22 protein-coding genes are annotated in these 25,846 nt (G+C 62.8%); 2 read left to right on the forward strand and 20 right to left on the reverse strand.

All coding sequences use genetic code 11. The features are described 5' to 3' along the window. The first annotated feature begins 146 nt into the window (after window positions 1–146). Window positions 147–968, forward strand: coding sequence for an alpha/beta fold hydrolase (locus tag SB822_RS12480; protein WP_086915219.1), 822 nt, complete (start codon window positions 147–149; stop codon window positions 966–968). Between the two features lie 93 nt (window positions 969–1,061). On the opposite strand, the gene SB822_RS12485 is transcribed toward SB822_RS12480, so the two are convergent. The 3 genes from SB822_RS12485 to SB822_RS12495 form a co-directional block, all read right to left on the reverse strand. Then, complete coding sequence (locus SB822_RS12485; RefSeq protein WP_410854805.1) at window positions 1,062–1,541, reverse strand: hypothetical protein; 480 nt, start codon at window positions 1,539–1,541, stop codon at window positions 1,062–1,064. Between the two features lie 133 nt (window positions 1,542–1,674). Next, on the reverse strand, window positions 1,675–2,880 hold the full coding sequence (locus SB822_RS12490; protein WP_086915217.1) for an acyl-CoA dehydrogenase family protein: 1,206 nt from the start codon (window positions 2,878–2,880) through the stop codon (window positions 1,675–1,677). 46 nt (window positions 2,881–2,926) lie between these two features. Beyond that, entirely contained in the window at window positions 2,927–3,859 is a 933-nt protein-coding gene (locus SB822_RS12495; protein WP_410854806.1) for an ABC transporter substrate-binding protein, read from the reverse strand. A 190-nt stretch (window positions 3,860–4,049) separates the two neighbouring features. Here SB822_RS12495 and SB822_RS12500 point away from each other — a divergent pair, with 190 nt between their 5' ends. Further along, entirely contained in the window at window positions 4,050–4,961 is a 912-nt protein-coding gene (locus SB822_RS12500; RefSeq protein ID WP_086915215.1) for a LysR family transcriptional regulator, read from the forward strand. Window positions 4,962–4,990: 29 nt separating this feature from the next. Here the strand turns inward: SB822_RS12500 and SB822_RS12505 are convergent, their stop codons facing one another. The 17 genes from SB822_RS12505 to SB822_RS12585 form a co-directional block, all read right to left on the reverse strand. Beyond that, window positions 4,991–6,598, reverse strand: coding sequence for a rhodanese-related sulfurtransferase (locus SB822_RS12505; protein WP_007747615.1), 1,608 nt, complete (start codon window positions 6,596–6,598; stop codon window positions 4,991–4,993). Then, a complete protein-coding gene (locus tag SB822_RS12510; RefSeq protein WP_410854807.1) occupies window positions 6,595–7,191 on the reverse strand; it encodes a cysteine dioxygenase in 597 nt (198 codons plus the stop codon). Before SB822_RS12510 ends, SB822_RS12505 begins: the two co-directional genes overlap by 4 nt. Beyond that, entirely contained in the window at window positions 7,191–8,006 is an 816-nt protein-coding gene (locus SB822_RS12515; RefSeq protein ID WP_410854808.1) for a class II aldolase/adducin family protein, read from the reverse strand. The genes SB822_RS12510 and SB822_RS12515 overlap by 1 nt, the downstream gene beginning before the upstream one ends. Before the next feature lie 20 nt (window positions 8,007–8,026). Beyond that, window positions 8,027–9,103, reverse strand: a complete 1,077-nt coding sequence (locus tag SB822_RS12520; protein WP_410854809.1) for an LLM class flavin-dependent oxidoreductase — start codon at window positions 9,101–9,103, stop codon at window positions 8,027–8,029. Between the two features lie 170 nt (window positions 9,104–9,273). Then, a complete protein-coding gene (locus tag SB822_RS12525) occupies window positions 9,274–9,561 on the reverse strand; it encodes a gamma-butyrobetaine hydroxylase-like domain-containing protein (protein WP_007747622.1) in 288 nt (95 codons plus the stop codon). After that, window positions 9,558–10,553 (reverse strand): HEAT repeat domain-containing protein, encoded by a 996-nt coding sequence (locus tag SB822_RS12530; RefSeq protein WP_410854810.1) that lies wholly within the window; start codon window positions 10,551–10,553, stop codon window positions 9,558–9,560. Before SB822_RS12530 ends, SB822_RS12525 begins: the two co-directional genes overlap by 4 nt. A gap of 29 nt (window positions 10,554–10,582) precedes the next feature. Further along, window positions 10,583–11,374, reverse strand: coding sequence for an ABC transporter ATP-binding protein (locus tag SB822_RS12535; RefSeq protein ID WP_410854811.1), 792 nt, complete (start codon window positions 11,372–11,374; stop codon window positions 10,583–10,585). Beyond that, window positions 11,371–12,216 carry an ABC transporter permease gene (locus SB822_RS12540; RefSeq protein ID WP_086915207.1) on the reverse strand — a complete coding sequence of 282 codons (846 nt, stop codon included), beginning with the start codon at window positions 12,214–12,216 and terminating at the stop codon, window positions 11,371–11,373. Before SB822_RS12540 ends, SB822_RS12535 begins: the two co-directional genes overlap by 4 nt. A gap of 37 nt (window positions 12,217–12,253) precedes the next feature. Beyond that, a complete protein-coding gene (locus SB822_RS12545; protein ID WP_410854812.1) occupies window positions 12,254–13,687 on the reverse strand; it encodes an ABC transporter substrate-binding protein in 1,434 nt (477 codons plus the stop codon). A gap of 64 nt (window positions 13,688–13,751) precedes the next feature. Beyond that, entirely contained in the window at window positions 13,752–13,997 is a 246-nt protein-coding gene (locus tag SB822_RS12550; protein ID WP_035995390.1) for a ferredoxin family protein, read from the reverse strand. Between the two features lie 13 nt (window positions 13,998–14,010). Next, window positions 14,011–15,777 carry a fumarate reductase/succinate dehydrogenase flavoprotein subunit gene (locus SB822_RS12555; RefSeq protein ID WP_410854813.1) on the reverse strand — a complete coding sequence of 589 codons (1,767 nt, stop codon included), beginning with the start codon at window positions 15,775–15,777 and terminating at the stop codon, window positions 14,011–14,013. Then, window positions 15,774–16,565, reverse strand: coding sequence for a GntR family transcriptional regulator (locus tag SB822_RS12560; RefSeq protein WP_114223197.1), 792 nt, complete (start codon window positions 16,563–16,565; stop codon window positions 15,774–15,776). Before SB822_RS12560 ends, SB822_RS12555 begins: the two co-directional genes overlap by 4 nt. Window positions 16,566–16,684: 119 nt before the next feature. After that, the gene (locus SB822_RS12565) at window positions 16,685–20,209 is read right to left on the reverse strand and encodes an efflux RND transporter permease subunit (protein WP_410854814.1); all 3,525 of its coding nucleotides are present in this window, start codon (window positions 20,207–20,209) and stop codon (window positions 16,685–16,687) included. Window positions 20,210–21,424: 1,215 nt separating this feature from the next. After that, a complete protein-coding gene (gene kdgD / locus SB822_RS12570; RefSeq protein WP_086918159.1) occupies window positions 21,425–22,342 on the reverse strand; it encodes a 5-dehydro-4-deoxyglucarate dehydratase in 918 nt (305 codons plus the stop codon). A 92-nt stretch (window positions 22,343–22,434) separates the two neighbouring features. Then, window positions 22,435–23,775 (reverse strand): glucarate dehydratase, encoded by a 1,341-nt coding sequence (gene gudD / locus SB822_RS12575; protein WP_007746472.1) that lies wholly within the window; start codon window positions 23,773–23,775, stop codon window positions 22,435–22,437. A 95-nt stretch (window positions 23,776–23,870) separates the two neighbouring features. Next, complete coding sequence (locus SB822_RS12580; RefSeq protein WP_410854815.1) at window positions 23,871–24,932, reverse strand: lactonase family protein; 1,062 nt, start codon at window positions 24,930–24,932, stop codon at window positions 23,871–23,873. Beyond that, complete coding sequence (locus tag SB822_RS12585) at window positions 24,929–25,822, reverse strand: 2-hydroxy-3-oxopropionate reductase (protein WP_410854816.1); 894 nt, start codon at window positions 25,820–25,822, stop codon at window positions 24,929–24,931. Before SB822_RS12585 ends, SB822_RS12580 begins: the two co-directional genes overlap by 4 nt. Between the last annotated feature and the right edge of the window lie 24 nt (window positions 25,823–25,846).

A 25,846-nucleotide genomic window follows, 5' to 3' on the forward strand; every position in this document is an offset into this window, starting at 1 on the left:
CCGATAGCCTGGATACTGGATTGGTACGCGATGCACTGGCCGCGATAAAGATCGCACAGCGCGAAGTGCGTATTTCGCCGTGTCGCGTTCGTCGGATCGACGAGAAGAGCGACGGCTGAATTGGCATCAATCCAGGAGTTCAGGTAATGGCTACGTTTGTATTGAAAGATGGCACCCAGCTTTTCTATAAGGATTGGGGTTCGGGTCAACCCGTCGTGTTCTCGCATGGCTGGCCGCTGAATGCCGACGCGTGGGACGCGCAGATGATGTATCTCGCGGAAAAGGGTTATCGCGTGATCGCCCATGACCGGCGCGGGCATGGCCGTTCGAGCCAGCCGTGGGACGGCAACGACATGAGCCGCTACGCGGACGATCTCGCGGAACTGATCGAGCATCTCGACCTGAAGGATGCGGTGCTGGTCGGCCACTCGACGGGCGGCGGCGAAGTCGCGCGCTACATTGGCCGCCACGGCACGCAACGCGTGCGCAAGGCCGTGCTGATTTCCGCGGTGCCGCCGCTGATGCTGAAAACGCCCGCCAATCCGGGCGGCCTGCCGATCTCGGTGTTCGACGACATCCGCAAGGGCGTGATCGAAAACCGCTCGCAGTTCTTCAAGGATCTGGCTTTGCCGTTCTATGGCTTCAATCGCGAAGGCGCGAAGCCGTCGCAGGGCACGATCGATGCGTTCTGGTATGCCGGCATGCAATGCTCGATCAAGAGCGCGTACGACTGTATCAAGGCATTCTCGGAAACGGACTTCACGGAAGACCTGAAGAACATGACCGTGCCGACGCTGGTGCTGCAAGGCGACGCGGATCAGATCGTGCCGCTGGACGATTCCGGCAAGCTTTCGTCGAAGCTCGTTCCGAACGGCAAGCTGAAGATCTACGAAGGCGCGCCGCATGGCATGTGCACGACGCATGCGTATCTCGTCAACGCCGACCTGCTGCAGTTCATTCAGGAATAACAGCAGACGCCTGCAAGTCCTGTCGGTTATCCGGGCACCGACAGGATCTGGCCGTTACCCGTGACGCAAACCATTGCGCCACGGGTAACGGCGTTATTGCTCCTGCTCTTCGCTGGTTGTATGCGTCGGGCGATGATCGCTATACAAGCCGTAGGCGCGAGCTTCGTTGATGTCGACGATACGCAATCCACTCGAAGTGAACGCACGTGCTTGCATGGAGTGCGCACGCCGCCGCGTCAGCATCGCTGCGACGCCAGCGAATGCCGCGCCGACCATCGTACCTGCGGCGCCGCAAATCAGCGAAGCGAGTGCCTGTTTGATATCGGCTCCGAGTCCCGTGCCCGTTGCGGAATAAAAGAGTGTAGGGCCGCATAGCAGGCCCCATGCGCCGCCCCAGAACGCGCCCGTTGCGCTCCAGTACTTGACGCGTGTTCGTGCGGAATCGTATACGGCTCGCAAATCGAACGGGCATGCAGACTGTTCAGGAACAGGCGATTCTTCCAATGCATTCAAGCGTGTGCCCGTTGGGCGCCGCGTCGACACGAGGGTCAACCGTTTGCTTCGATCGTTCACGACCGTCTCCTGATCGTCTGATTCGCATGGCGCCGCATCGATCTCGCACGGCGGTGTGTGAATGCATTGTCAGGTGAATGGAAGCTCGCAAATGTCGAATTGGCACGACGTTCAAGCGGTTTGCACGGTCGCGCTATTGGAGCGACGCGAATGCCGCGCGGCCGAGATTGCCGAGCACCGTGTCGTTCTGTGGCGTGTGAATGCGCGCGCACAGTACATCGCGATAATGGCGTTCGAGCGCGTTGTTGCGGCTCAAACCCGGGTTGCTGCTCGCTTCGAGCGCGAACTCGACGGCTTCGATTGCGTGCTGGCTCACGAGGTATTTGATCGTCGGCGCTTCCGTTGCGCTCACGTGGCCGGCCGCGCCCGCGTCGAGCAACACGCGGTTGTTGAAGAGCAATGCGTCGATACGTCCTACCGTCTGCTGAAAACTGTCGAGGCTCGACAGCGGCGCATTCAGGCTCGACGGCACGCGTTGCGCTGTCCAATGCACGAACCAGTCGCGGGCCGCGCGCGCGACGCCGTCGTAGATCGAAGGTAACAGCACGTTCATCCAGAGGCTGGTGACAGGGTCCATGCCGTTGGCTGGAACGGGTATTTGCAGATCGACCGCTTGATCGAGCGGCACGCGCACATTGTCGAAGATGACTTCGTGACTGCCCGTCGCGCGCATGCCGAGATGATTCCACGGTTCGCCGAAACGGATGCCGGGCGTGTCGCGATGAACGAGCCATGTGCCGACGCGCGGCGACGCTTCATCCGTGCGGCCCCATACAGCAAACCATGTCAGCCCCGGGCTGCCCGTCGAGTAGAGCTTGCGGCCGTTCAATATCCAGTGGTCATTTTCCTGTTTGCCGACGGTGCCCGGCAGCCCGCCGCGCGACGGCGAACCGAGTTCCGGCTCGACGCGCAGCGAGTTGATGAGCGCGCCGCGCTCGACGGCGTCGCGCGCAATGCGTTCCTTGAGCGCGATCGGCCAGTTGGGATTCGCCTGCAAACGCAGATGGTAGAGACATTGCATCACGACGATCAGCGCCGTCGAAGGCTCGCCGCGCGCGATTGCACGTATCACCTTCAACGTCTGCGCGAGCGTCGCTTCGCGGCCGCCGAGCGCGCGCGGCACCGTCAACGAAAGCAGTCCGGCGCGGCGCAGCTTCGCGAGGTTGTCGTGTGGAAAATGCGGCCCTGCGTCGAGCGCGGCGGCGCTTGCGGCGAAATCATCGGTCAATGCAGCGAGCCAGGCATCGGCGTGCGGACTATCGAGATCCGCGAGCGCCTCGAGGGCATCGGCGTCGCGCTCGGTATCGATGAGTGCACTGTCGGGATGGCGGCGTGTCATATCGGACTCTGTGTGTCGATGGAGCTAGACAATGCGCGGCGCGAGATCACTGCGCATCGAGCGGAAACTGGCGGTCGAAACTCGGCGCGACGTCGAGCCGCGTTTTGATGACGTCGGCGCGGTGATAGAGATCGGCGGTCTTTTGCTGTTCGGCGACCACATGGTCGTCGATGGCGATGGGATGCAGTTGCGCGCGCTGATAGACGGTCTTCAACACTTCGGGCGGCAAGCCGGTGACGCGCGATTGCATCGCGGCGACTTCATCGGGATGCGACAGCGCCCAGCGCTGCCCGGCCGCGACGCGCTTCAGAAAGTCGGCGATTTCCGCGCGCTTGGCCTTGATCGAGTCTTCGGTTGCGGCCTGGAAGCTCAGTCCCGACGAGAGATTCACGCCATTTGCGATGCTGCGGTCGTGATCACGCTGTTCGGCGAGCGCGACGTACGGGTCCCATGTGGACCACGCATCGACGTTGCCCGACGCGAGCGCGGCCTTTGCATCGGCGGGCTGCATGAAGCGCAGCGACACATCGGAGAGCTTGATGCCCGCACGCTCCAGCGTCGCGATAGCGAGGTAATGGCCAATCGAGCCGCGCGTCGTCGCGATGCGCTTGCCCTTCAGATCGGCGGCGCTTTTGATGGGCGATTGATCCGGGACGATGATCGCGAGGTCGACGGGCTGCGAGCGCGTTACTGCGACGGCACGCACTTTCGCGCCAGCGGCGTAGGCGAAGATCAACGGCGCGTCGCCGAGTCCGCCGACATCGATCGCGCCCGCATTCAACGCTTCGCCAAGCGGCTGCGCAGCGGGGAAGTTGAACCATTCGATCTTGTACGGCACGTCTTTCAACTGCCCGGATGCTTCGAGAATGCCGCGCGTCTGCAATTGCTGATCGCCAACCTTGAGGGTCGTGTCGGCATGAGTGGCGAACGGCGCGGCGTATAACGCAATGAGAAGAAGACGGGCGAGCAGACGGTGCATGATGGATCGTGATGGATGCGAGAGAGTATGAAAAGCCTACGATACGCAGGCGGTTTTTATAAGGCAAACGCATTGTTCTGCTTTGCTAATATGCGAGATCGAAATGCGTGTTCGGCCTTGAATGCGATACGTCAATCACGCTAAGCTCGACACATCATTCGTCAATACTTCATCAAGCGGAAAGTACTCAATGAAACTCGATGAGATCGAGGCCTTTGTCGCTGTCGTGCGCAGCCAATCGCTGAATCAGGCGGCCAATGCGCTGGCGCTCACGCAACCCGCCGTGACGCGCCGCATCCAGAACTTCGAGGAAGCGCTCGGCGTGGCCTTGCTCGACCGCAACACAAAGCCGTTGAAGACGACGCCGATGGGGCGCGCCGTCTACGAGCAATGCCGCGCGATCGTGCGCGAAGTCGAAGCCCTCAGGCATCTCGTCACCGATGATGCGCCGCTTGCAGGCGTGCTGCGTCTCGGCGTCGCGCAGACGGTCGCCGACGTCGCGATGCTCAAGGCCTTGCATGCGTTACGTGAAGCGCACCCGGAATTGCAGGCGCGTGTGTCGACGGGTTGGGGCAATCCGCTGCTGCAAAAGGTCGAAGACGGTGAACTGGATGCGGCTGTCGTGCTGCTGCCCACCAATCGTGCACTGCCGGAAGCGCTGGTAGGCGAGGTGCTCGGTCCGTTGAAGCTGGCGGTCGTCGCGCGCAAGGGCAGCATGAAAAAGCGCGTGCATACGCTGGCCGAATGCCAGGCGTATGGCTGGGTGCTGAATCCCGATGGCTGCGGCTTTCGCGCGGGGCTACAGCATGCGCTTGCCGCGCAGGGATACGCATTGAAGCTGAATCTGGAAACGCTCGGCACCGAGCTTCAACTCGGTCTCGTCGCGGATGGCGTCGGGCTGGGTCTCGTGCCGTTGCCGCTGCTGGATGCAAGCGTGCACGCGGCGCAACTCGACGTGATTCAGCTTAGTGATTTCAAGCCTGAAATCGCCGTGTGGATGGTGCGCTCGCGCGCGCTCGGCAAGATGCAGTCGGCGTTGACGGTGCTGTCGGAAAGCATCGAAAAGAGCTTCAAGGCCGCGCGTTTGTCGCGCGCGGCTTGAGCTTTTTGGCAACGCCCGACGAGCGCAGATCAGATCACGAAGAACCCATGCGTGCCGTCGCGATCCAGTTGCGCGACTAAACCGTACTCCCATTCCAGATACGCGTTCATTGCTTCGCGCGCATTGTCGGTGCCTTCATAGGGGCGCCGGTAACGGTCGATGCGCGGCGAAACCAGGCTCGCATCGCCGCTCTCGACAGGCAACCCCGCGCGTACCCAGGCCGACGTTCCGCCATCGAGTACATGCACCGGCTTGCCCGTCAACGCCGCGACTTCCGGCGCGATGTATGGCGCGAGCGCGTTCGTTCCACACGTCACCACATAGCGTTTCGCATCGGGCAACGCGCGCAGATCGTCGAAGGCATTCGACAGATGCGAGCGCACGATCCAGTGAGCGCCCGGTATATGCGCCTTCACATGATTGGCGCTCGACGTCACATCGAGTACGACTGTGCCGCTCGCTTCATCCGCGAGCAGCGCTGCGAGTTGTTGGGGCGAGAGCGTTTGCGTCGAAGCAGGCTGCGGCTTCGCAGCTTGCCACGGGCCGCTTGCCGTCAGGTCGTCCGGCGATGCGGCGTCCACCACGTAGGTGTCGATGTTCATCTGCGCGAGCCACGAAGCCGTCATGTTCGCGCGCACGCCGTCGTCGTCGAACAGCACGACACGCGCGCCGCGCACAGGCGCGAACATGTCCGTCTCCTGCACGAGCTGTCCGCCCGGCGCGCCCTGAAAGCCGGGTGCGTGCGCGCGTTCGTATTCGGCGGGCGTGCGCACGTCGAATCGATAGGTGGTGCGCGACGAGTCGGCGGCCCAGCGCGTGGCTTCGTCGAGCGTGGTGCGGCTCACGCCGGCGCGTTGCGCGAGCGCGAGTGCTGCACGCTGCGATGCGTCGATGTCCGCCGCGTCGAGTCCCGCTTGCGAATCAAAGCGCCGGTCGCTGCCATGTTCGAGTTGCTGGCCCGCGAGCGTCCAGCCAATCGTGCCGTTGCGCAGCGCAGCAACGGGATTCGGCAGCCCCGCGTTGACGAGCGATTGCGTACCGATGATGCTGCGCGTACGCCCCGCGCAATTGACGATCACACGTGTGGTCGGCTTCGGCGCGAGCGCACGCGCGCGCAGCACGAGTTCTGCGCCGGGCACGCTGATACTGCCCGGAATGTTCATCGTCTGATATTCGTCGAAGCGGCGCGCGTCGAGTACGACGATATCGTCGCCGTTCTTCAGCAACGCATCGACGGCTTCCGCCGAAAGCGAAGGCGTGTGCCGGTGCGCTTCGACGAACTCGCCGAACGCCTTGCTCGGTACGTTCACGTCGCGAAACACTTCACCGCCTGCGCTTATCCATCCGTCCAGCCCGCCCGCGAGCAACGCGACGTTCGTGTATCCAAGCGAGGTCAACTTGTCGGCGGCGCGCTCCGCGAAGCCTTCGCCTGCATCGAACAGCACGATGGACACGTCGCGGCGCGGCAGTCGCGTCCATGCGTCGAGTTCGATGCGCGACAGCGATAGATTCGCTGCGAAGAGCGGGTGACACTGCGCATGCGGATCTTCTTCGCGCACATCGAGCAGGGCGATTTCACGCCTGGCGAGCAGCGCTTCGCGTACGTCTTCATAAGTGCGCTGAGGATATGACTTCATGAATGACGACGTTCCTTGCTGAGGTCCCACAGGTTCGGGATGGTTTCGTTCGAGTAGCCGGAGATGAAAGGCTTGTTGAGGCCGTCGGGCGCGTACGTCGAACGTAGCACTGCGCCGATGTTCGCGCCATAGACGTGAATGCTGACGGACACGCGATCATCATACGCATTGCGCACGCGGTGAATATCGCCGATTTGTGGCGAGACCGCCTCGACAGCGCCTTTTTCGAGGCGTATTTCGTCGCCGGCATGGCGCAGTGTGCCGTCGCTGTCGCGCGTAAAAGGGGCGGCGAGTTCCGCGCCGCGCAGCACGCCGATCAAACCCCACACCGTATGGTCGTGGATCGGCGTCTGTTGTCCAGGGCCCCAGACGAAGCTGACCACGGAGAAGCGTTGCTGCACGTCGGCATACAGCAGGTATTGCTGATAACGCTCGGTGGACGGTTGCGCAAAAGCATCGGGCAGCCAGTCGTCGGCGTGGATCAGTTCGCGCAACGCATGCCCGCCACGTTCGAGCAATTCGGGTTCAGCGGTATCAGCATCGACGAGCGCCGCGATCTCGCCAACAAAATGACGCAGTTTGTGAATCGCCATCAGTCGAGCAGCTCCCGTTCCTCTTCGACGAGCCCTTCATACAGGCTCTCGAACGAGTGCAGCGCGCCGCCCGGACGGCCGACCTGCTGATGCGTCAACGCGGCCATGTCGTGCGGAATCGGTTGCGGCGTGCCCGCTGCTTCGGCGAGCAGTTGCGCGTGGCAGGCGTTGTCGAGCGCGATGTACCACCATGCAGCCGATTCGACGCTCGGCCCGGCCGTCAGAATGCCGTGATTCTTCAGGATTACCGCCTTGTGCTGGCCAAGTGCGTCGGCGATGCGCGCGCCTTCGTCCGTATCGAGTACCACGCCCCTGAAGTCGTCGAACAGCGCGTGGTCTTCGTAGAACGAGCATGAGTCCTGTGTCAACGGATCGAGCTTGCGTCCCAATGTGGACCACGCTTTGCCATACAGCGAATGCGTGTGCGCAGCGGCGACGACGTCGGCCCGCGCTTCATGAATAGCCGCGTGAATCGCGAATGCCGCCTGATTCACGGGACCCTCGCCGACGACGATCTCGCCATGACGGTTGACGAGCAACAGGTCCGACACGCGAATGCGGCCGAAATGCTTGCCGAGCGGATTGACCCAGAAGTGATCGGTCCATTCGGGATCGCGCGCGGTGATGTGACCCGCGAGACCTTGCGCGAAACCATAGCGCGCGAACAGACGGAATGCGCCCGCAAGGCGCTCTTGCCGATGGCGGCGTTCCTGCGCAAGCGTGCGCTGCGGCGCGGCGTCGTCGTCGAACCAGAACTTGCGCACGGGCGTCTGGCGAAGCGCGAGCGAGGGCGTATCGTGGAGTGCAGTGCTCATGTTTTTATATGCTCCCGTCGTCACGCGGCACGGCGGACGCGGGCCGTCAACTCGCGCGTCGTGGGGATCAGTTCGCGCCCGTAGTCGATTGCATCTTCGAGCGGATCGAAGCCGCGAACCAGGAAGGTCGTCACGCCGAGTTCGTAATACTCGGAGAGCGTTTGCGCGACCTGCGCCGGCGTCCCGACGAGCGCCGTCGAATTCGAGCGTCCGCCGATTTCCTTGGCGACGGCCGTCCACAGCCGGTCGTCGGCGCGGACGCCGTCGCCCGACGCGGCCAGCAGGCGCTTCGCGCCTTCGCTCTGTTGCGGGCCGCCGCGCGAAAAGCCCTGTTCGACGCGCAGACGCCGTGTTTCTTCGAGGATGTGCTCGGCGCGTTCCCACGCCGCCTTTTCCGTCGACGCGAGAATCGGACGGAACGACACCGAGAAGCGCACGTTGCGGCCATGCTTTGCCGCTTCGGCGCGCACGCGCGCGATCAGTTCCGCGACCTGTTGTTTCGATTCGCCCCACAGCGCGTAGACATCGGCGTGCTTGCCCGCGACGGCGAGCGCAGCCTCCGAAGCGCCACCGAAATAGATCGGCACATGCGGCGTCTGCTTCGGCTTCACATCGGAGAAAGCCTTTTCAAAGCGATAGAAGCGGCCTTCATGATCGAACGGTTCGTTCTCAGTCCAGACACGTCGCAGGATCTGCAGATATTCGTCGGTGCGCGCATAGCGTTCGTCGTGCGCGAGATAGTCGCCGTCGCGGCGTTGATCCTCGTCGCTGCCACCAGAGATGAAGTGCACGGCGAGACGTCCGCCAGAGAAATGATCGAGCGTAGCCAGTTGCCGCGCGGCCAGCGTCGGCGCGACGAAGCCGGGACGGTGCGCGAGCATGAAGTGCACGCGCGACGTGACGCTCGCGGCATACGCAATCGTGATCGTCGCATCGGGGCTCGTCGAACTGTGCGGCACGAGTATGCGATCGAAGCCCGCGTCCTCGTGGGCCTGCGCAAAGGCGCGCACATAGTCGGTATCGATCGCGGGGCCTTGGGGCAGATGCGTTTCCGATACCTTGCGCTGCTGGATCATGCCGATGAATTCGACGCTCACGTTGGCTCCTTGCCGTATGTTCCGCTTCGACGGACGATTGGATGTGAAAGCAGACGCGTTAAGCGTCTGCAGGTCGAAATCAGGCTATCACTGCGTTATGCAGAATTTAAATAGTAAATTCAGATAAAGATATCGAGTGCGCATGTTAGACATGGCTCGACATGCGTGAATCAGAGCGTGGCTGGCAGGCGTTCCAGAAACTCCCACGGGAAAATGCCACGTTCGTGGCTATCGCTGAACAGCAGTTGGACGCCGTATCCGGCGGGGCGAACGTCCAGCACGGCGATGTCGTCCGGGACGACGGGCTCACCGCCACGCAGGCGTAGACGCTTGCATTCGGCGCAAGGGCAAAGCTGCCGCAACACGCGATGCGCGACACACTGCGTCGCGCCGTCGGGCCAATGCAGCGTCAGCGTGTGCGCTGTGTGGTCGATCTCGATGTGCCGAGGGGTTTTCATCGAGCGCTTTGCCCGATCTGCTGCAACGCGATCCGCACAGCCTTGCGGACTTCGGGATCGGCGTCGTTGAGTGCGTGTTCCAGCGCGGCTAGTGTAGATGGATCGCGCAGTTCGCCGAGCGCGAGCGCCGCTTCCTTGCGCAAGTTGCTGATTGGATGCGACAGCAGCGCGACTAGCGGCTGCGCGGCGGCGCGGTCGCCCAGTTGACCCAAAGCCCGCGCCGCGCGCAGGCGCACTTGCCAGTAGGCGTCATCGAGCGCGGCAATCAGTGCGTCGCGAGCGGATTGTGCACGCAGCTTGCCGAGCGTCGTTGCGGCTTCTTCGCGGACTTGCCACGCCGAATCGGCGAGTGTGTGTAGCAGCGCGTCGGCTATCGCGGCATCGTCCGCTGGCGCGAAACCCAATGCGCCGACGGCCACGCGGCGAATCTCCGCACTGGTGTCACGCGTCGCGACACGCGCGAGCGGCACGAGCGCGCGCGCATCCTTGAGCCAACCGAGCACGCCGACAGCTTCGATGCGTACGCCTGGATCGTCGTGATCGAGCGCGCGTACTGCGGCTGAAAACGCGTCGGCATAACGCAGTTCGCGCAATGCGCGCAGTATGGCCGCTTTCACGAACGGCTCGGGATGATCGACCCACGCGCACAACACTTCGCCGGAAGACGCGTCCTTCAACGCCGACAGACTCGACGCAGCCGCTTCGCGCACATCCCGTTCCGCATCGGTCAACGCCTCGCACAACGCCGCGACGATCTCCCGTTGCTCCCATGCGCCGAGCACGCGCGCCGCTTCGCTGCGCACGTCGGCGGACTCATCGTGCTTCAGCGCGGCGACGATGGGTTGCAGCGCATCGGGGTCTTCGAGGTCGGCGAGTTCGAGCAGCGCGATGCGTCGCACGACGGCATCGGCATCCGCGAGACGCGGCAGTAACGCCGCCGCTTCCGGCGCGAGTGTTTGCGGATCGTAGGTCAGAATGGTCGGGTCGGTCATGGACGATCAAAGTGTGAAGTTGCGCGGCGTCATGCCATCTCGCGCAGCAGTGCAAGGCATTGGCGCTTGATATCGATGAAGGCGAGGTCGAGCGTCGTATCGTCGCGGCGCGGGCGCGGCAGCGGCACGGGAATATCCGCGACCACCCGCGCCGGGCGCTGCGACAGCATCAGGATGCGGTCGGCGAGAAACAGCGCTTCTTCGATGTCGTGTGTGACGAACACGATGGTGGTGCGCACCTTCGCCCAGATATCGAGCAGCAAGGTCTGCATCATGCGGCGCGTTTGCGCGTCGAGCGCGCCGAACGGCTCGTCCATCAGCAGCACGCGCGGCCGGTTGATCAGCACGCGCGCGATCTCGACGCGCTGCTGCATGCCGCCCGATAGCTGCGCCGGATAATGCGAGTCGAAGCCGCCGAGCCCGACGAGTTCCAGCAGTTCGGCCGCCTGCCTGCGGCGCTCGCTCGCGCCGAGTCCCTTCATCTTGAGGCCGAACGCGACGTTGTCGATCACGCGCTTCCACGGAAACAGCGTGTGCTGCTGAAACACGAGGCCGCGTTCGGGATGCGGACGGTCGACGGCTTCATCGTCGACGGCGATCATGCCTTGCGTCGCGGCGATGTGGCCCGCTATCGCGCCGAGCAAGGTCGACTTGCCGCAGCCCGAAGGGCCGAGCACGCAGACGAACTGACCGGGCGCGATATCGACGTCGAGACCGTCGAGCGTGGCGATGCGTGCATGCGGCGGACCGACTTCTACCGCAAGGCCGCGCACGCTGATGCTTGCCGCCGTGGTGGCGGCTTCAATGGCGACGCTGCTCATCGGCGGGTCTCCTGCAGTCTGTACCACGGCGTTAGCGCGACGCCGAGACGTTTGACGAGCACGCTGCTGCCCATCCCGAGCGCGCCGATCAGCGCCATGCCGACGACGATATCCGGGTAGTTCTGCAACGTGTAAGACTCCCACGTGAAGTAGCCGATTCCGTATTGACCCGCGATCATCTCTGCGGTGACGAGACAGAACCACGCGGTCCCCATGCCGATCGCGAGGCCCGTGAATATCGCGGGCGCGGCGCCAGGCAGTATCACTTCCGTATAGAGCGCAAGCGGCTTCGTGCCGAGACTGCGGGCCGTCGCAACGAGCCGTGGATCGATGCCTTCCACGCCATGCACGGTATTGAGCAGGATCGGGAACAGCGCGCCGATGAACGTGATGAACATCATGCTGAGTTCCGATGACGGAAACATCAGGATCGCGAGCGGTATCCATGCGACGGCGGGAATGGGGCGCAGCACTTCGAGCGCGGGCAGCGCGGTATCTTCTATGGCGCGGTAGCGGCCAATCGCGAGACCCAGGCCGACGCCGACCACCGTCGCGGCACAGAAGCCCGCCAGCACGCGCCAGATGCTCGCGGCCAGATGCATCGGCAGCTTCGGCGAATGCAGCAGCGACCACAGGGCGGGCAGGGCATCGGAAGGCGCGGGCACGTTCGCGAACGTGATGAAGCCCGCCGACAGCCTGAAGTGCACGGCCAGTTGCCAGAGCGCGACGCATACCGCGAGCGATGCCGCGCGCCACGCACGACGTTTGGTCGTTGGCGTGAAGAAGGGCGCGCGTCGGCGTGTCGATTCGCGTCTGTCGCGGAGTTCAAAGGTGGCGGCCATAGACGTTTTCCCGATGTGGCGTGACGATGAAACGCGTTCAGCGCGACGCGACGGCTTGCGCCGCGCCCGTTTTCGCGGCGGCATAATCAACGACGGAGCCCGAAACCTGTTGCGCGTACTGGTCAGCGCCGGCTTTCAGCAGGAACGCGGTGATCGCGCCGTGTGCGTCCTTCACATACCACGCCTGATTCGCGAACAGCTTGAGGCCGCTTGCGTGATCGTGAACGAACACGGCACGCGCCTTGACGCCCGACTGCTCGATCTTGCCGAGTGCCGCGAACGCTTCATCCGCCGATGCGTAATTGCGGACCTTCGCTTCGTTGTCGAGCCACACCTGGGCGACGTCGTTGAAGTCGCGAATTGGCTTGCCTGTCACGGCGTCGTTGGCGACGAGCGGTTGCTTCGCGTAGTTCTTCAGCGCGGCGTCGTAGTCGAGTCCGGATTCCTTGAACGCCTGGCGGATATACCGGTCGTCGATGAACGTGTTCACGTCCAGATCGACGTCCGTTTTCTTCAGCAGCTTCAGCGTTTCGATTGCGGTCGCCGTGGCCTGCCGGTACTCCGGCTTCCATGTAAGGTCGCGTGTCTGCAGGCCGAGCGGACCGTGATACAGATAGTCGACGGGTGCTTCGATGCCCGTCGTCTTCTGGATCAGCAGGCTGTATCTCTCGGGGTCTTGCGCGATCAGACGGTTCGCCTCGATGGCGGCGCGCAGGTACGCGACGACCACTTCGGGGTACTTCTGCGCATAGGCCGCATCGACGAGCGCACCGTGATAGGTGGGCACATGGCTTTGCGCGCCGTCGTAAATCTTGCGCGCGATGCCGCGATAAGGAAACAGATCCGCGAACGGCACGAAGTCCGCATGCGCGTCGATCTTGTTCGCCTTCAGCGCGCTGCCCGCCACTTCCGGCGCCTGCGTGATGATGTTCACGTCGGTTTCGGGGTTCCAGCCTTGCGCCTTGATCGCGCGCAGCAGCATGCCGTGCGACGTCGATGCGAAGGGGACGGAAATCGTTTTTCCCTTGAGGTCGGCAATCGAACGGATCGGCGAATTCTCAGGCACGACGATGCCGTTGCCGCTGCCCTCTACGCTGCCCGACAACACCGTAATGAACTCGCTCTTGCGGCCCGCCTTCTGGAACGCCGCGCCATTCAGCGAGCCCGGAAAATCCGCCATCACGCCGAAGTCGAGCTTGCCCGCGACCATCTCGTTCGTGATCGGCGCGCCGGACGTGAAGTCTTTCCATTGCACGTCGTAGGTCACGTCCTTGTATTTGCCCGTATGCGGCAGATACTTGTCGAGCAGATTCAGTTCGCGGATCAGCAAGCCGCCTGTCGCGCAGTTGATCGTCGTGTCCTGCGTGCCGATGGCGACGCGGATCGTTTCGGCATGCGCCGAGCCCGCAGTGAATGCGAGGGCGAGGGAAGCAACAGAGATGAAGTGCGGTAGAGCGTAGCGGATGGTCATGATGTCGGCTCTTTCGTTGGTGTCAATGCAAGGACAGTGAGTGCTGTGTGCTCGCGTCGTCTCGCTAGCGCAGCAGATAGGGAATATCGACTTTCACGGCGCCCGTCGGGCAATCCTGTTCGCATGGCATGCAGTACCAGCATTCGTCGAACTGCATATAGGCCTTGCCTTTGCTGACGTCGATCGCGAGCAGATCGAGCGGGCAAACGTCGACGCATACCGTGCAGCCTTTGTCGGCGATGCATTTGCTTTCGTCGATCGTGACGGGTGCCGCGCTTCGATGAAGAATGTCGTGTGGGGTGAAGGACATCGCGGTGCTCCTGTCAGGCGGTCACATCGGCGAGCGCCTGGGCGTTCGCGCGCGGATCGGGTTTGTCGTCGTGAATGCGCAGGTTGCTGTACGAGCCGCGTTCGCGTTCATCGAGCGGCACGATGTACGGTTCGATAGCGCGCTTCTCGCTGGTCATGCGGTCCGATGCATCCTTGCGCAGATGCGTATGGCAGAACCAGTCGGCGTCGTTGCGCTGCGGATAATCGACGCGGTGGTGATACAGACCCCAGCGGCTTTCGGTGCGATACAGCGACGCGCGCGCGGCCATTTCGGCGCAATCGCGGATCGCACGCACTTCGGCGGCGCGCATCAGTTCATGCGGATGCGTGGCCTTGATCGACGCGATGTCGTCGGCGATTTCCTCGAAGCGTTGCAGGCCGATTTCCATCTTGCGCGTCACCTTGGGCGGCTGAAGATAGTCGTTGACCATGCGGCGCAGCTTGTACTCGACTTGCGCAGGTGCAAGCCCATGCTCGAGTTCGAGCGGCGCATAGACGCGCGCGCGTTCGGCATCGATCTGTTCGTGATCGAGCGGCGCATGTTCGCGGCCCGCAACGAAGGCGGCTGCGCTCTGACCTGCAAACCAGCCATACGTGAACGCGCCGAGCATGTAGTTGTGCGGCACGGCGGCCATGTCGCCGGCAGCGTAAAGGCCACCTACTGTCGTCTCTGCGCGCTCGTTGACGTACACGCCCGACGCGCTGTGCCCGCTGCAAAAGCCGATCTCGGAGATATGCATCTCGACCATCTGCTGCCGGTAATCGGTGCCGCGTCCCGCATGAAAGCGCCCACGGCTCGGACGTTCGTTCGTGTGCAGGATCTGCTCGATGGTCTGGATGGTTTCTTCGGCGAGGTGATCGAGCTTGAGAAACACAGGGCCGTTGCCGCTCTGGAGTTCCTGATAGAACTCCCACATCATCTGGCCGCTCCAGTAATCGCATTCGATGAAGCGTTCACCCTTGCCGTTCGCCGTGAAGCCGCCCAGCGGACCCGTCACATACGCGCAGGCGGGACCGTTATAGTCCTTGATCAACGGATTGATCTGGAAGCATTCGAGATTCGCCAGCGCCGCGCCCGCGTGATAGGCCATCGCGTAGCCGTCGCCCGCGTTGGTCGGGTTCTCGTACGTGCCCATCAGGTAGCCGGAGGCGGGCAAGCCGAGCCGGCCCGCCGCGCCGCACGACAGAATCACCGCTTTCGCACGAACCACGTAGAACTCGGCCGTGCGACAATCGAAGCCCATCACGCCGTTCACATTGCCCTGCGCGTCGGTCAACAGGCGCGTCGCGACGATGCGATTCGTGATCGCGATGCGCGCGCGTTTCAGTTGCCGATACAGCACTTTCTTGATGTCGTGTCCTTCGGGCATCGGCAGCACATACGAGCCCATGTGGTGCACTTTCTTGACCGCGTAGTCACCCGTGCCGTCTCTTTCGAACTTCACGCCCCAACGATCCAGTTCTTCGATCGTCTTGAAGCTGTGCTTCGCGTATGCGTAGACGGCGGCCTGATCGACGATGCCGTCGTTGGCGATGGTGATTTCGCGCGTGTATTGCTCGGGTGTCGCGTGGCCGGGAATGACGGCATTGTTCAGGCCGTCCATGCCCATCGATATCGCGCCGCTACGCTTGACGTTGGCTTTTTCGAGCAGCAATACCTTCAGATTCGGATTGGCTTCCTTCGCCTTGACAGCGGCCATCGGTCCCGCTGTTCCGCCGCCGACCACGACGATGTCGTATTCGAGTACATGGGTGTTCATCGTGCTTTCCTCGTTGCGTTGTGCTTCGCGCTTTTGCCCGCTTTTTCCCGGTCGATGCGGAAGCGGTACTGAAACGCATCGCCGCGAAAGTACAGATGTTCGTAGTCGATCGGCGTGCCTGCCGCGTCGTGCGTGAGACGGTCGATGCGCAGCACCGGGCTGCCTTCCTCGACCCGCAGAGCGTCGACGATTTCGTCGTCGGCGAGGATCGCGTCGATCGCGACATCCGCATGGCCGAGCGGCACGCCGCAGTCGTTTTCGAGGATCAGGAAGATGTCGCGCGTGACGAGATCGGCATTCGCCAGACGCGTGCCGAGCGCTTCGGGAAGCCACGTCAGTTCGAGCGATACGGGCTCGCGGTTCAGCAGCCGCACGCGATGAATTTCCGTGACGGGTGCGCCTTCTTCGAGCCCAAGGCGCGCGGCTACGTTGCGATCGGCCTCGACGACGCGAAAGCTGCGCAGCTGGTTGACGATCTCATAGCCCATCGACGACATCGCTTCCGCGAAGCCCTGCAGCGAACTCACGTTCTGAAACGCCTTTGGTTTCGATACAAACGTGCCTTTACCGTGCAGCTTGAACAACAGGCCTTCTTTTTGCAGGTCGCCGAGCGCCTGGCGCACGGTGATGCGGCTCACGCCGTACATCGCGCAGAGTTCGTGCTCGGACGGCATCTGCGAATGCGGTGCGTAGGTGCCGTCGAGAATCTGCACGCGCAGCGCATCTTTGATCTGCGCGTAGAGCGGAACGGAGGCGACGGGGGCGAGGGGGCTGGCCGGTTTCGACATGGCTCAACTTGTTATGACAAGATGAGTTGCAGTCTAGTGAACGCTATCTGGCGGCCAAACCAACTATTTCTGCTATCTATTTGAGCAAACGGCGGGAATGGATCGCGCCATGCGGGTATTTACTGAAGCGCCCGGCGTGCAAAACGCGAGCGCAGCCAGACGCCGATGCGGTCGACATACAGATACACCACGGGCGTCGTATACAGCGTCAGTATCTGGCTCACGATCAATCCGCCGACAATCGAAATGCCCAGCGGCCGCCGCAGATCGGCGCCTTCGCTATTGCCCAGCGCGAGCGGCAGCGCGCCGAGCAGCGCGGCGCAGGTCGTCATCATGATGGGGCGGAAGCGCATCAGGCTGGCGTGGTAGATCGCGTCGCGCGGCGACATGCCCGAGCGCGACGCGTCGATCGCGAAGTCGACCATCATGATCGCGTTCTTCTTGACGATGCCGATCAGCAAAATGACGCCGATCAGCGACATCACCGTGAACTCGACGTGAAACAGCATCAGCGCGAGCAGCGCGCCGACTCCCGCCGAAGGCAGCGTCGACAGAATGGTCAGCGGATGCGCGTAGCTTTCGTACAGCACGCCGAGCACGATATACACGGACAGCAGCGCGGCGGCCACGAGCAAAGGTTCGTCCGACAGCGACTGCTGGAAGGTACGCGCCGTGCCTTCAAAGCTAGCGTGAAGGGATGCGGGCATGCCGATGTCGATCATCGTACGGTTGATGGCTGTCATCGCTGTCGAGAGCGATTCATGCGGCGGCAGGTTGAAGGAGATCGTGGTGGCGACGAAACTGCCCTGATGGTTCACGCCGAGCGCTGTGTGGCCCGGTTTGAAGCGCGCGAAGGCGCTGAATGGAATCATCGTTTCCTGCGCGGTGCTGACGGACGTGCCCGCCGATGCGCTGGAATGGCCGCTCGCCGCGAGCGAATTGATCGCGAGGTTGCGGGCCGAGTCGGCGGCGACGGTGGCGGCGCTGCTCGTTGTAGTCGAGGTCGTACCGCTCGTACTCGTGCTGTTTAGTGCGGGAACGGCTAGCGCGAACGGCGTTGCGCCCGCTGTGGGAAGCGTGACGACGACGTCGGATGCCGCGCTCGTGCTGCTGGCTGCATCGGCGCTCGTCGCGGACGCGGCTATGGGTTGCGTGGGAGTCGCGGTGCCGCCCGGTGTCGTGACGGCTTGCGCGACCCCCGATGTTTGCGCGGCATTCGAACTGCTTTGCGACGTGCTCGGGGCGCTTGGACCGCTGACTGTACCCGCGACAAAATTCGTCGACTGCGTGCCGCTCGGCGTGCCGCCCGATGTGCTGACGTACAGATCGTTCAGCGTCTCCGGATGCTGCCAGTAACGCGGCGCGACTTCCATCACGACATAGTATTGGTTCATCGGGTTGTAGATCGTCGAGACGAGCCGTTGACCGAACGCGTCGTACAGCGTGTTGTCGATCTGCGCGGGCGTGATGCCGAGGCGCGCGGCCGTCTCACGGTCGATATCGACATCGGCTTCGAGTCCGCTTTGTTGCTGGTCCGAGCTGACGTCTTCGAGTTCCGGCAGCGCCTGCAACGCCTGAGTCAGGCGCGGCGCCCATTTGTACACGTCGCCGCTCGTGTCGCCTAGCAAGGTCAACTGATACTGCGCGTTACTCTGCCTGCCGCCGACGCGAATGTCCTGCACGGGTTGCAAATAGAGACGCGCGCCCGCCACTTCGTTCAACTCGGGACGCAGCCGCGCGATCACTTCATCGGCAGTCTGGTTACGTTGCGACAGCGGTTTCAGCGACACGAACACGAAACCCGTATTGGTCTGACGTCCGCCTGTGAAGCCGACCACGCTCGCCACCGCAGGGTCCGAGCGGACGATTTGCATCAGTTGCTTGAGCTTCGTTTCCATCGCCTGAAACGACACGCTCTGATCGCCCTGAATGCCGCCGATCAACCGGCCCGTGTCTTCCTGCGGGAAAAAGCCCTTGGGAATCTCGATGTAGAGAAACACGTTCAACGCGATGGTGACGAGCAGCAACGACATCATCAGCAACGGATGGCGCAGCGACCAGTCGAGCGTGCGCGCGTAACCTTCACGCATGCGTTGCAGCGGCTGCGTAAGCAAATGCGAGAGACGTTGCATACGCGATGCGTTGCCGCCGTTATCGCGCTTTGTGCTCGCGAGCAGCCGTGAACACATCATGGGTGTCGTCGTGAGCGATACGGCGAGCGAGACGAGTATCGCAACCGACAGCGTCACCGCAAACTCTCGAAACAACCGCCCGATGATGCCGCCCATCAGCAGGATCGGAATGAACACGGCAATCAGCGAGATCGAAATCGACAGCACGGTAAAGCCGACTTCGCGCGCGCCGAGCAGTGCCGCCTGCATGCGCGACTTGCCCGCTTCGAGATGCCGCGCGGTGTTTTCGAGCACGACGATCGCATCGTCGACGACGAAGCCCGTTGCGACGGTCAAAGCCATCAGCGACAGATTGTCGATCGAATAGCCGAGCAGATACATGACCGCGAACGTGCCGACGATCGACACGGGCACGGCCGCGCTCGGAATCAACGCGGCCCGCGCGCTGCCGAGAAAGAAGAACACGACGAGTATCACCAGCGCGACGGCGATCAGCAGTGTGGCTTCCGTGTCGCGCAGCGAGGCGCGGATCGTCGTCGAGCGGTCGGAGGCTTCGAGGATGTCGACATCGGCGGGCAGCGCGGACTTGAGTTGCGCGACGGTCGCGCGGATGCCATCGACGGTACTGATGATGTTCGCGCCGGGCTGCCGGTAAAGCATCACCAGCACCGACGGCTGATTGTCGCCGGCGAGGCCGAGGTTGCGCAGATCCTCGACGGAATCGACGACTTCGGCGACGTCCGACAGGCGCACGGCTGCGCCGTTGCGATATGCGATCACGAGGTTCTTGTATTGCGCGGCGGTGCGCGCCTGATCGTTCGCATAGAGCTGGAAGCGCCTGCCTTCGCTTTCGATGATTCCTTTGGGACTGTTGGCATTCGCCGATGCGAGCGCCGCGCGAACGTCTTCGAGGCCTATGCCGTAGTGATAGAGCGCGGTCGGATTCAACTCGACGCGAACGGCGGGATTGGCCGAGCCGTTCACATCCACTTCGCCGACACCGGGCAATTGCGATAGCGACTGCACGAGTATCGTCGACGCGAGATCGTAGAGCTTCGCCTGCGTCAACGTGTGCGACGTGAGCGAGAGAATGAGGACGGGCGCGTCGGCGGGATTGACCTTGCGATAGGTCGGATTGCTCTTGAGGCTCGAAGGCAGATCGGCCCGCGCGGCGTTGATCGCGGCCTGCACGTCGCGCGCCGCGCCGTCGATGTTGCGGTCGAGGCCGAATTGCAGCGTGATGCGCGTCATGCCTACGGAGCTTTGCGAGGTCATTTCGGTGACGTCGGCGATCTGTCCGAGATGACGTTCGAGCGGACTCGCGACGCTGTTCGCAACGGTGTCCGGACTTGCGCCGGGCAGACTGGCCTGCACGGAGATGGTCGGGAAGTCGACTTGCGGTAGCGGCGCGACGGGAAGCCGGACGAAAGCGAATATGCCTGCGAGCGCGATGCCAAGCGAAAGCAGCGTCGTCGCCACCGGGCGTTCGATAAAGGGACGCGAAAGGTTCATCAGCGGTTGTCAGAGACGGCCCGTGCGCGAGGGCATGCGGCGGGCGGGGTGACAACGATGCTACGGGTGTCCGCCTGAGGGCGGGTTACTGGGGTGTTGCTGGGCGTTACCGCTTGTCGCGGGGGAAACAGATGTCAGGTTTTGACGTTCGGGGGGATGGGCTGGCTGTCTGCGACGCTTTCCTTCTGCCAGCCTTGTTTGGCTGATTCGCGGCTGATGCCGGGCGCGTGCGGTTGATGCAACAGCATGGGGTGCCCATGCGCGGCTTGTGTTGGATGTAAGCAGTTGTCGTGGGTTTTGCAAGCCGCGCGCTCGCGGTTCGTCAGAGGTCGCGTGGCACCTTCGCGGTGTGGGCGGTTTGGTTTTTTTGTTTTTCGCTGGCATGTTTGCTGCATAAGCGGTTTGGTTTTTTTGCCTTTGCGCTGGCGTCCGCGTATTGCCTTCGTGCTTCATGCGTCGCCGTTTGGTGTTTTGGCCTTTGCGCTGGCATCCGCGTTATGCCTTCGTGCTTCAAGCGTTGCCCCTGTGCGGGGCGGCACCTACTTTTCTTTGCCGCCGCAAAGAAAAGTAGGCAAAAGAAAGCGGCTCACACCGCCAGTCCTTGTGTTTGCCTGAGGGACCCCAACCGGTCTTATGCTTCACACGGCAACATCTCTATTGACGCGCGTTGCCAACGCTTCGAATAAACGCCTCACCCGCTTCGAAGTCCCATACACGGGCGAGCGGCAGCGAATGGTTGCGCCGCCCAGGTGGCAAACTGTGTGTAGGTTGTCGCGACGTACACGTTAGCGCTCTTACATGGTGGGACGCGTGCGCTATCGATCCAGAGTGAGGCGCGCGAGGCTCTACGGCCTACACACAGTTTGCCACCTGGGCGGCGGTGGGATATCTGGCACGGCATGCTGCGACGCGGATAAGTGAAGCGGGTGAGGCGCTCATTTAGAGCGCTGGCAACGAACGTGGGTCACGTGATTGCCGTGTGAAGCGTAAGACCCTTTGGGGGCCCTCAGGCAGAAACTAGAGCTGGCGGTGTGAGCCGCTTTCTTTTGCCTACTTTTCTTTGCGGCGGCAAAGAAAAGTAGGTGCCGCCCCGCACAGGCGACGCTTGAAGCACGAAGGCAAAACGCGGATGCCAGCGCAAAGAACAGGCAAACCAACCAGCACTGCCATCGCCGCAAAGGCAAAAACCCCACCAGCGTCGCAGACAAAAAACCCTTACTGCGCTCCAAGCTTCTTGATAAGCACATCAAGCTGCGCGACCTCGTCTTCGCTCAGATCGGTGAGGGGCGCCCGCACAGGCCCAGCGTCATGGCCTACAAGCTTGGCCCCAGCCTTAACGATACTCACAGCATAACCTTGACGACGATTCCGAATCGCCAGATAAGGCAAAAAGAACTCATCGAGCAACTTACCAGTAGTGACATGATCATCCGCAGCAATCGCGCGATAGAACTCCATCGCCGTCTTAGGAATGAAATTGAACACAGCAGAAGAATAAACGGGCACGCCAAGCGCCTTATACGCCGCGGCGTAAACTTCAGCAGTCGGCAGACCACCAAGATAAGAGAACCGATCGCCCATGCGTCGGCGAATGGTCACCATGCTCTCGATATCACCCACACCATCCTTGAACCCGATCAGGTTCGGGCACTTGTCGGCAAGACGCTCCAACGAATCCGCCCCGAGCTTCGAATTCGCGCGGTTATAAACGATCACGCCCATGTTCTTCACCGCCTTGCACACCTGCTCGACGTGCGCGGCAATGCCGTCCTGCGACGCTTCCGTCAGATAGTGCGGCATCAGCAGCACGCCCTGCGCGCCATTGCGCTCGGCTTCCTGCGCGTATTCGATCGCGACACGCGTCGGGCCGCCCGCGCCCGCGAGAATCGGCACCTTGCCCTTGCAGGTTTCCGTCGCGGTGCGGATCACATTCGAATATTCTGACTTCGTCAGCGAGAAGAACTCACCCGTGCCGCCCGCAGCGAATAGCGCAGTCGCGCCATACGGTGCAAGCCATTCCAGGCGCGCGGCATACGTGTCGGGACGGAAGTCGCCGTTGCTGTCGAAGTCGGTGACGGGGAACGACAGAAGGCCTTCGGATACGATCGCTTTGAGTTCTTGTGGCGTGGTCATGAGTGAGTTCGCTTGGGTGTGTCAGTCAGTGTTGAAGTATTGGCGGCCACGCAGGCCGCGTCATCCCGGAATGGTTCCCGGCGCCAGAAGAATCAACGCACGAGGCAAGGGCGCTTGTTGTCGAACTTCCAGTTGGGAATCAGGTATTGCATCGCTACACCATCGTCACGCGCGCCGAGTCCGTGCTGCTGATACAGCGCATGCGCTTTTTCGAGCGCGTCCATGTCGAGTTCGACGCCAAGGCCCGGCTTCGCCGGCACCTTCACCTTGCCGCCGACGATCTGCAGCGGATCGCGCGTCAGATACTGGCCGTCCTGCCAGATCCAGTGCGTGTCGATCGCGGTGATCTTGCCCGGCGCAGCCGCCGCGACATGCGTGAACATCGCGAGCGAAACGTCGAAGTGATTGTTCGAATGCGAGCCCCACGTGAGGCCCCAGTCGTTGCACATCTGCGCGACGCGCACCGAGCCCTGCATCGTCCAGAAGTGCGGGTCGGCGAGCGGGATATCGACCGATTGCAGCTGGATGGCGTGGCCCATCTGGCGCCAGTCGGTGGCGATCATGTTGGTCGCTGTCGGCAGGCCCGTCGCACGGCGGAATTCCGCCATCACTTCGCGGCCCGAGTAGCCGTTCTCCGCGCCGCACGGATCTTCCGCATACGCAAGCACGTCGTGCTGGTCGCGGCACAGGCGTATCGCTTCGGCCAGCGACCACGCACCGTTCGGATCGAGCGTCACGCGTGCTTCAGGGAAGCGTTCGGCCAGTGCCGTCACCGCTTCGATCTCGGCGTCGCCCGCGAGCACGCCGCCCTTGAGCTTGAAGTCGTTGAAGCCATAACGCGCCTGTGCGGCTTCGGCGAGACGCACGACGGTTTCAGGCGTCAGCGCTTCTTCCGTGCGCAGGCGTTCCCAGTCGTCGCGTCCTTCGGCGCCGCTCGCGTACGGCAGGTCCGTCTTCTTCCGATCGCCGATGTAGAACAGATAGCCGAGCATTTCGACTTCGTCGCGTTGCTGGCCTTCGCCGAGCAGCGCTGCGACAGGCACGCCCAGGTGCTGGCCGAGCAGGTCGAGGAAGGCGGCTTCGAGCGCCGTCACGGCATGGATCGTCGTGCGCAGATCGAAGGTCTGCAAGCCGCGGCCGCCCGCGTCGCGATCCGCGAACTGCTTGCGCACCTTGTTGAGCACAGCCTGCAGATTGCCGATCGACTGGCCGACCACGAACGGACGCGCATCGTCGATCGTCTTGCGGATGTTCTCGCCGCCCGGCACTTCGCCGACACCGGTGTTGCCCGCGCTGTCGCGCAGAATCACGATGTTGCGCGTGAAGAACGGGCCATGTGCGCCGCTCAGGTTCATCAGCATGCTGTCGCGGCCGGCGACGGGGACGACGCGCAATTCGGTGACGGTTGGGGCGCCTTGGGTAATCGTAGACATGAGAGTCGGTCCTGGGTTGGGTCCCAAAAGTGGCCTGTGATGGGCCTGTGAAATTCAATGAAAGAGGTTCGCGCTGCCGCGTCCGGCGTGAAACGCTACGTCTGCGCGACGATCTCGACCCAGTTCGCGCCGCGTCCGCCCTCGCAGCGCGAAACGGCAGAGAGGGCGCCCGAGTCGGCGTCGATCGCATATACGACGACCTGCGCGGACTTCTCGCCGCAAGCGACGAGAAAGCGGCCCGACGGGTCGATCATGAAGCCGCGCGGTTGCGCTTCCGTGTCGGTGAAGCCAGCGTATTCGAGCGAGCCTTCGCGGGTCGCGCGGTAGGCGATCAGACGGCTCGACGTGCGCTCAGCGACGTAGACGTAGCGGCCATCGGGTGTTACCTGCAAATCGGCGGCCCAGACGAGCGTCGCCGCTGTCGCCGCATCGATTTGCGAAGTGCGCAGGCAGCCATCGTTCAGATGCGCGAGCGACGGTGCGCGCGGCGATACGCTGCGCGCCGACAGCGCGCCTGTTTCGCCATCGCGTGAGAACACGGCGACCGTCGCACGAAATTCGCTCGACACATACAGCGTTTTTTCATCGGGCGACAAGCGCAGATGACGCGGGCCGAAGCCCGCTTCCACGGGCACCTTCTGCACGAGTTCGAGCGTTGCGTCGTTCGCGTCGCGGACGATCAAAAAACAGAACACCGTGTCGGAACCAAGCGACGTCGCGTACGCGAAGCGTCCATCCGCCGACGCGATCACCGCGTGCGCATGCACGAAGCCTTCGACCACCTGGCGCGGCCTGATTTCAGCACTGTCCAATGGGCTTGCTCGATACAGGCTCACGGAAGACTCGCCGTACGATGCGCCGAGCAGCCAGTCGTCCGATGGCGTCAGCGACAGATACGCGAGACTCGGCTCGATCGACGCGGTTCGCAGATGCGCGAGACTGCCCGTGTGCGGATCGACCGAATACGTGACGATGCTCCGCTGCGCGCCGCGCGTGGCAGCGTGCAGCACGCGGCCATCGGCGGAGAGGGCGAGTGGCATCACGGTGTCGCCGGCCGGATGGCGTGCGATGCGTTCGATGCCGCCCGTCGAACCATCGACGCGGAAGACGGCGAGATCGCCATCCACCGCGTTCGAGACGATTGCGAAAAACGTCATTTCGGCTGCTGTCCGATTTCGTGGTCGGCGAGATATTCGAGCGCGCGAACCATGCCCGAGTGGTCCCATGCCTTGCCGCCGTGCGCCGCGCAGGCGTTGAACAGCGCCTGGCAGGTTGACGTGTTCGGCAGCGAAACGCCGAGCGCTTGCGCGGTGGATAGCGCGAGGTTCAAATCTTTCTGATGCAGTTCGATCCGGAAGCCCGGGTCGAACGTGCGCTTCGTCATGCGCTCGCCGTGTACTTCGAGAATGCGCGACGAGGCGAAGCCGCCCATCAATGCCTTGCGCACTTTCTCCGCATCGACGCCGGCCTTCGACGCGAGCAGCAGCGCTTCGCCCACGGCCTCGATCGTAGCGGCGACGATCACCTGGTTCGCGACCTTGCAGATCTGGCCAGCGCCCACTTCGCCGATCAGCGACACATTCTTCCCCAACATGTCGAACATCGGCTTGACCTTGTCGAACGTGGCTTGCGCGCCGCCTACCATGATGGTCAGCGACGCGGCCTTCGCGCCGACTTCGCCACCCGATACGGGCGCATCGAGATAGTCCGCACCTTTCTCACGCACGCGTGCCGCGAAGTCGCGCGTGGCGATGGGCGAGATCGAACTCATGTCGACCACGATCTGCCCCTGGCGCAGCTTGCTCGCGACGCCGTTCTCGCCGAACAGCACGCGCTCGACGTCGGGCGTGTCCGGCACCATGATGAAGATCACGTCCGCTTTTGCGGCGACATCCGCAGGGCTCGCGGATGCCGTCACGCCCGCCTGCGTCAGTTCGTCGGGCACGCCGCTGCGCGTGAAGGCGGTGAGCTCGATGCCGTTCTTGCGAAGATTGGCCGCCATGGGCTTGCCCATGATGCCGAGTCCGATGAAGCCTGCTGTTTGCATTCGCTACTCCCGATAGTGTGATGT

The organism is Paraburkholderia sp. SIMBA_054, assembly GCF_046534875.1.
GTDB lineage: Bacteria > Pseudomonadota > Gammaproteobacteria > Burkholderiales > Burkholderiaceae > Paraburkholderia > Paraburkholderia hospita.

Coding starts and splice junctions, on each gene's coding strand:
- SB822_RS12555 (WP_410854813.1), bottom strand. CDS start 15,777: ATGAACACCCATGTACTCGAATACGACATCGTCGTGGTCGGCGGCGGA.
- SB822_RS12545 (WP_410854812.1), bottom strand. CDS start 13,687: ATGACCATCCGCTACGCTCTACCGCACTTCATCTCTGTTGCTTCCCTC.
- SB822_RS12565 (WP_410854814.1), bottom strand. CDS start 20,209: ATGAACCTTTCGCGTCCCTTTATCGAACGCCCGGTGGCGACGACGCTG.
- SB822_RS12560 (WP_114223197.1), bottom strand. CDS start 16,565: ATGTCGAAACCGGCCAGCCCCCTCGCCCCCGTCGCCTCCGTTCCGCTC.
- gudD (WP_007746472.1), bottom strand. CDS start 23,775: ATGTCTACGATTACCCAAGGCGCCCCAACCGTCACCGAATTGCGCGTC.
- kdgD (WP_086918159.1), bottom strand. CDS start 22,342: ATGACCACGCCACAAGAACTCAAAGCGATCGTATCCGAAGGCCTTCTG.
- SB822_RS12535 (WP_410854811.1), bottom strand. CDS start 11,374: ATGAGCAGCGTCGCCATTGAAGCCGCCACCACGGCGGCAAGCATCAGC.
- SB822_RS12515 (WP_410854808.1), bottom strand. CDS start 8,006: ATGAGCACTGCACTCCACGATACGCCCTCGCTCGCGCTTCGCCAGACG.
- SB822_RS12585 (WP_410854816.1), bottom strand. CDS start 25,822: ATGCAAACAGCAGGCTTCATCGGACTCGGCATCATGGGCAAGCCCATG.
- SB822_RS12525 (WP_007747622.1), bottom strand. CDS start 9,561: ATGAAAACCCCTCGGCACATCGAGATCGACCACACAGCGCACACGCTG.
- SB822_RS12510 (WP_410854807.1), bottom strand. CDS start 7,191: ATGGCGATTCACAAACTGCGTCATTTTGTTGGCGAGATCGCGGCGCTC.
- SB822_RS12580 (WP_410854815.1), bottom strand. CDS start 24,932: ATGACGTTTTTCGCAATCGTCTCGAACGCGGTGGATGGCGATCTCGCC.
- SB822_RS12500 (WP_086915215.1), top strand. CDS start 4,050: ATGAAACTCGATGAGATCGAGGCCTTTGTCGCTGTCGTGCGCAGCCAA.
- SB822_RS12540 (WP_086915207.1), bottom strand. CDS start 12,216: ATGGCCGCCACCTTTGAACTCCGCGACAGACGCGAATCGACACGCCGA.
- SB822_RS12480 (WP_086915219.1), top strand. CDS start 147: ATGGCTACGTTTGTATTGAAAGATGGCACCCAGCTTTTCTATAAGGAT.
- SB822_RS12530 (WP_410854810.1), bottom strand. CDS start 10,553: ATGACCGACCCGACCATTCTGACCTACGATCCGCAAACACTCGCGCCG.
- SB822_RS12490 (WP_086915217.1), bottom strand. CDS start 2,880: ATGACACGCCGCCATCCCGACAGTGCACTCATCGATACCGAGCGCGAC.
- SB822_RS12495 (WP_410854806.1), bottom strand. CDS start 3,859: ATGCACCGTCTGCTCGCCCGTCTTCTTCTCATTGCGTTATACGCCGCG.
- SB822_RS12550 (WP_035995390.1), bottom strand. CDS start 13,997: ATGTCCTTCACCCCACACGACATTCTTCATCGAAGCGCGGCACCCGTC.
- SB822_RS12505 (WP_007747615.1), bottom strand. CDS start 6,598: ATGAAGTCATATCCTCAGCGCACTTATGAAGACGTACGCGAAGCGCTG.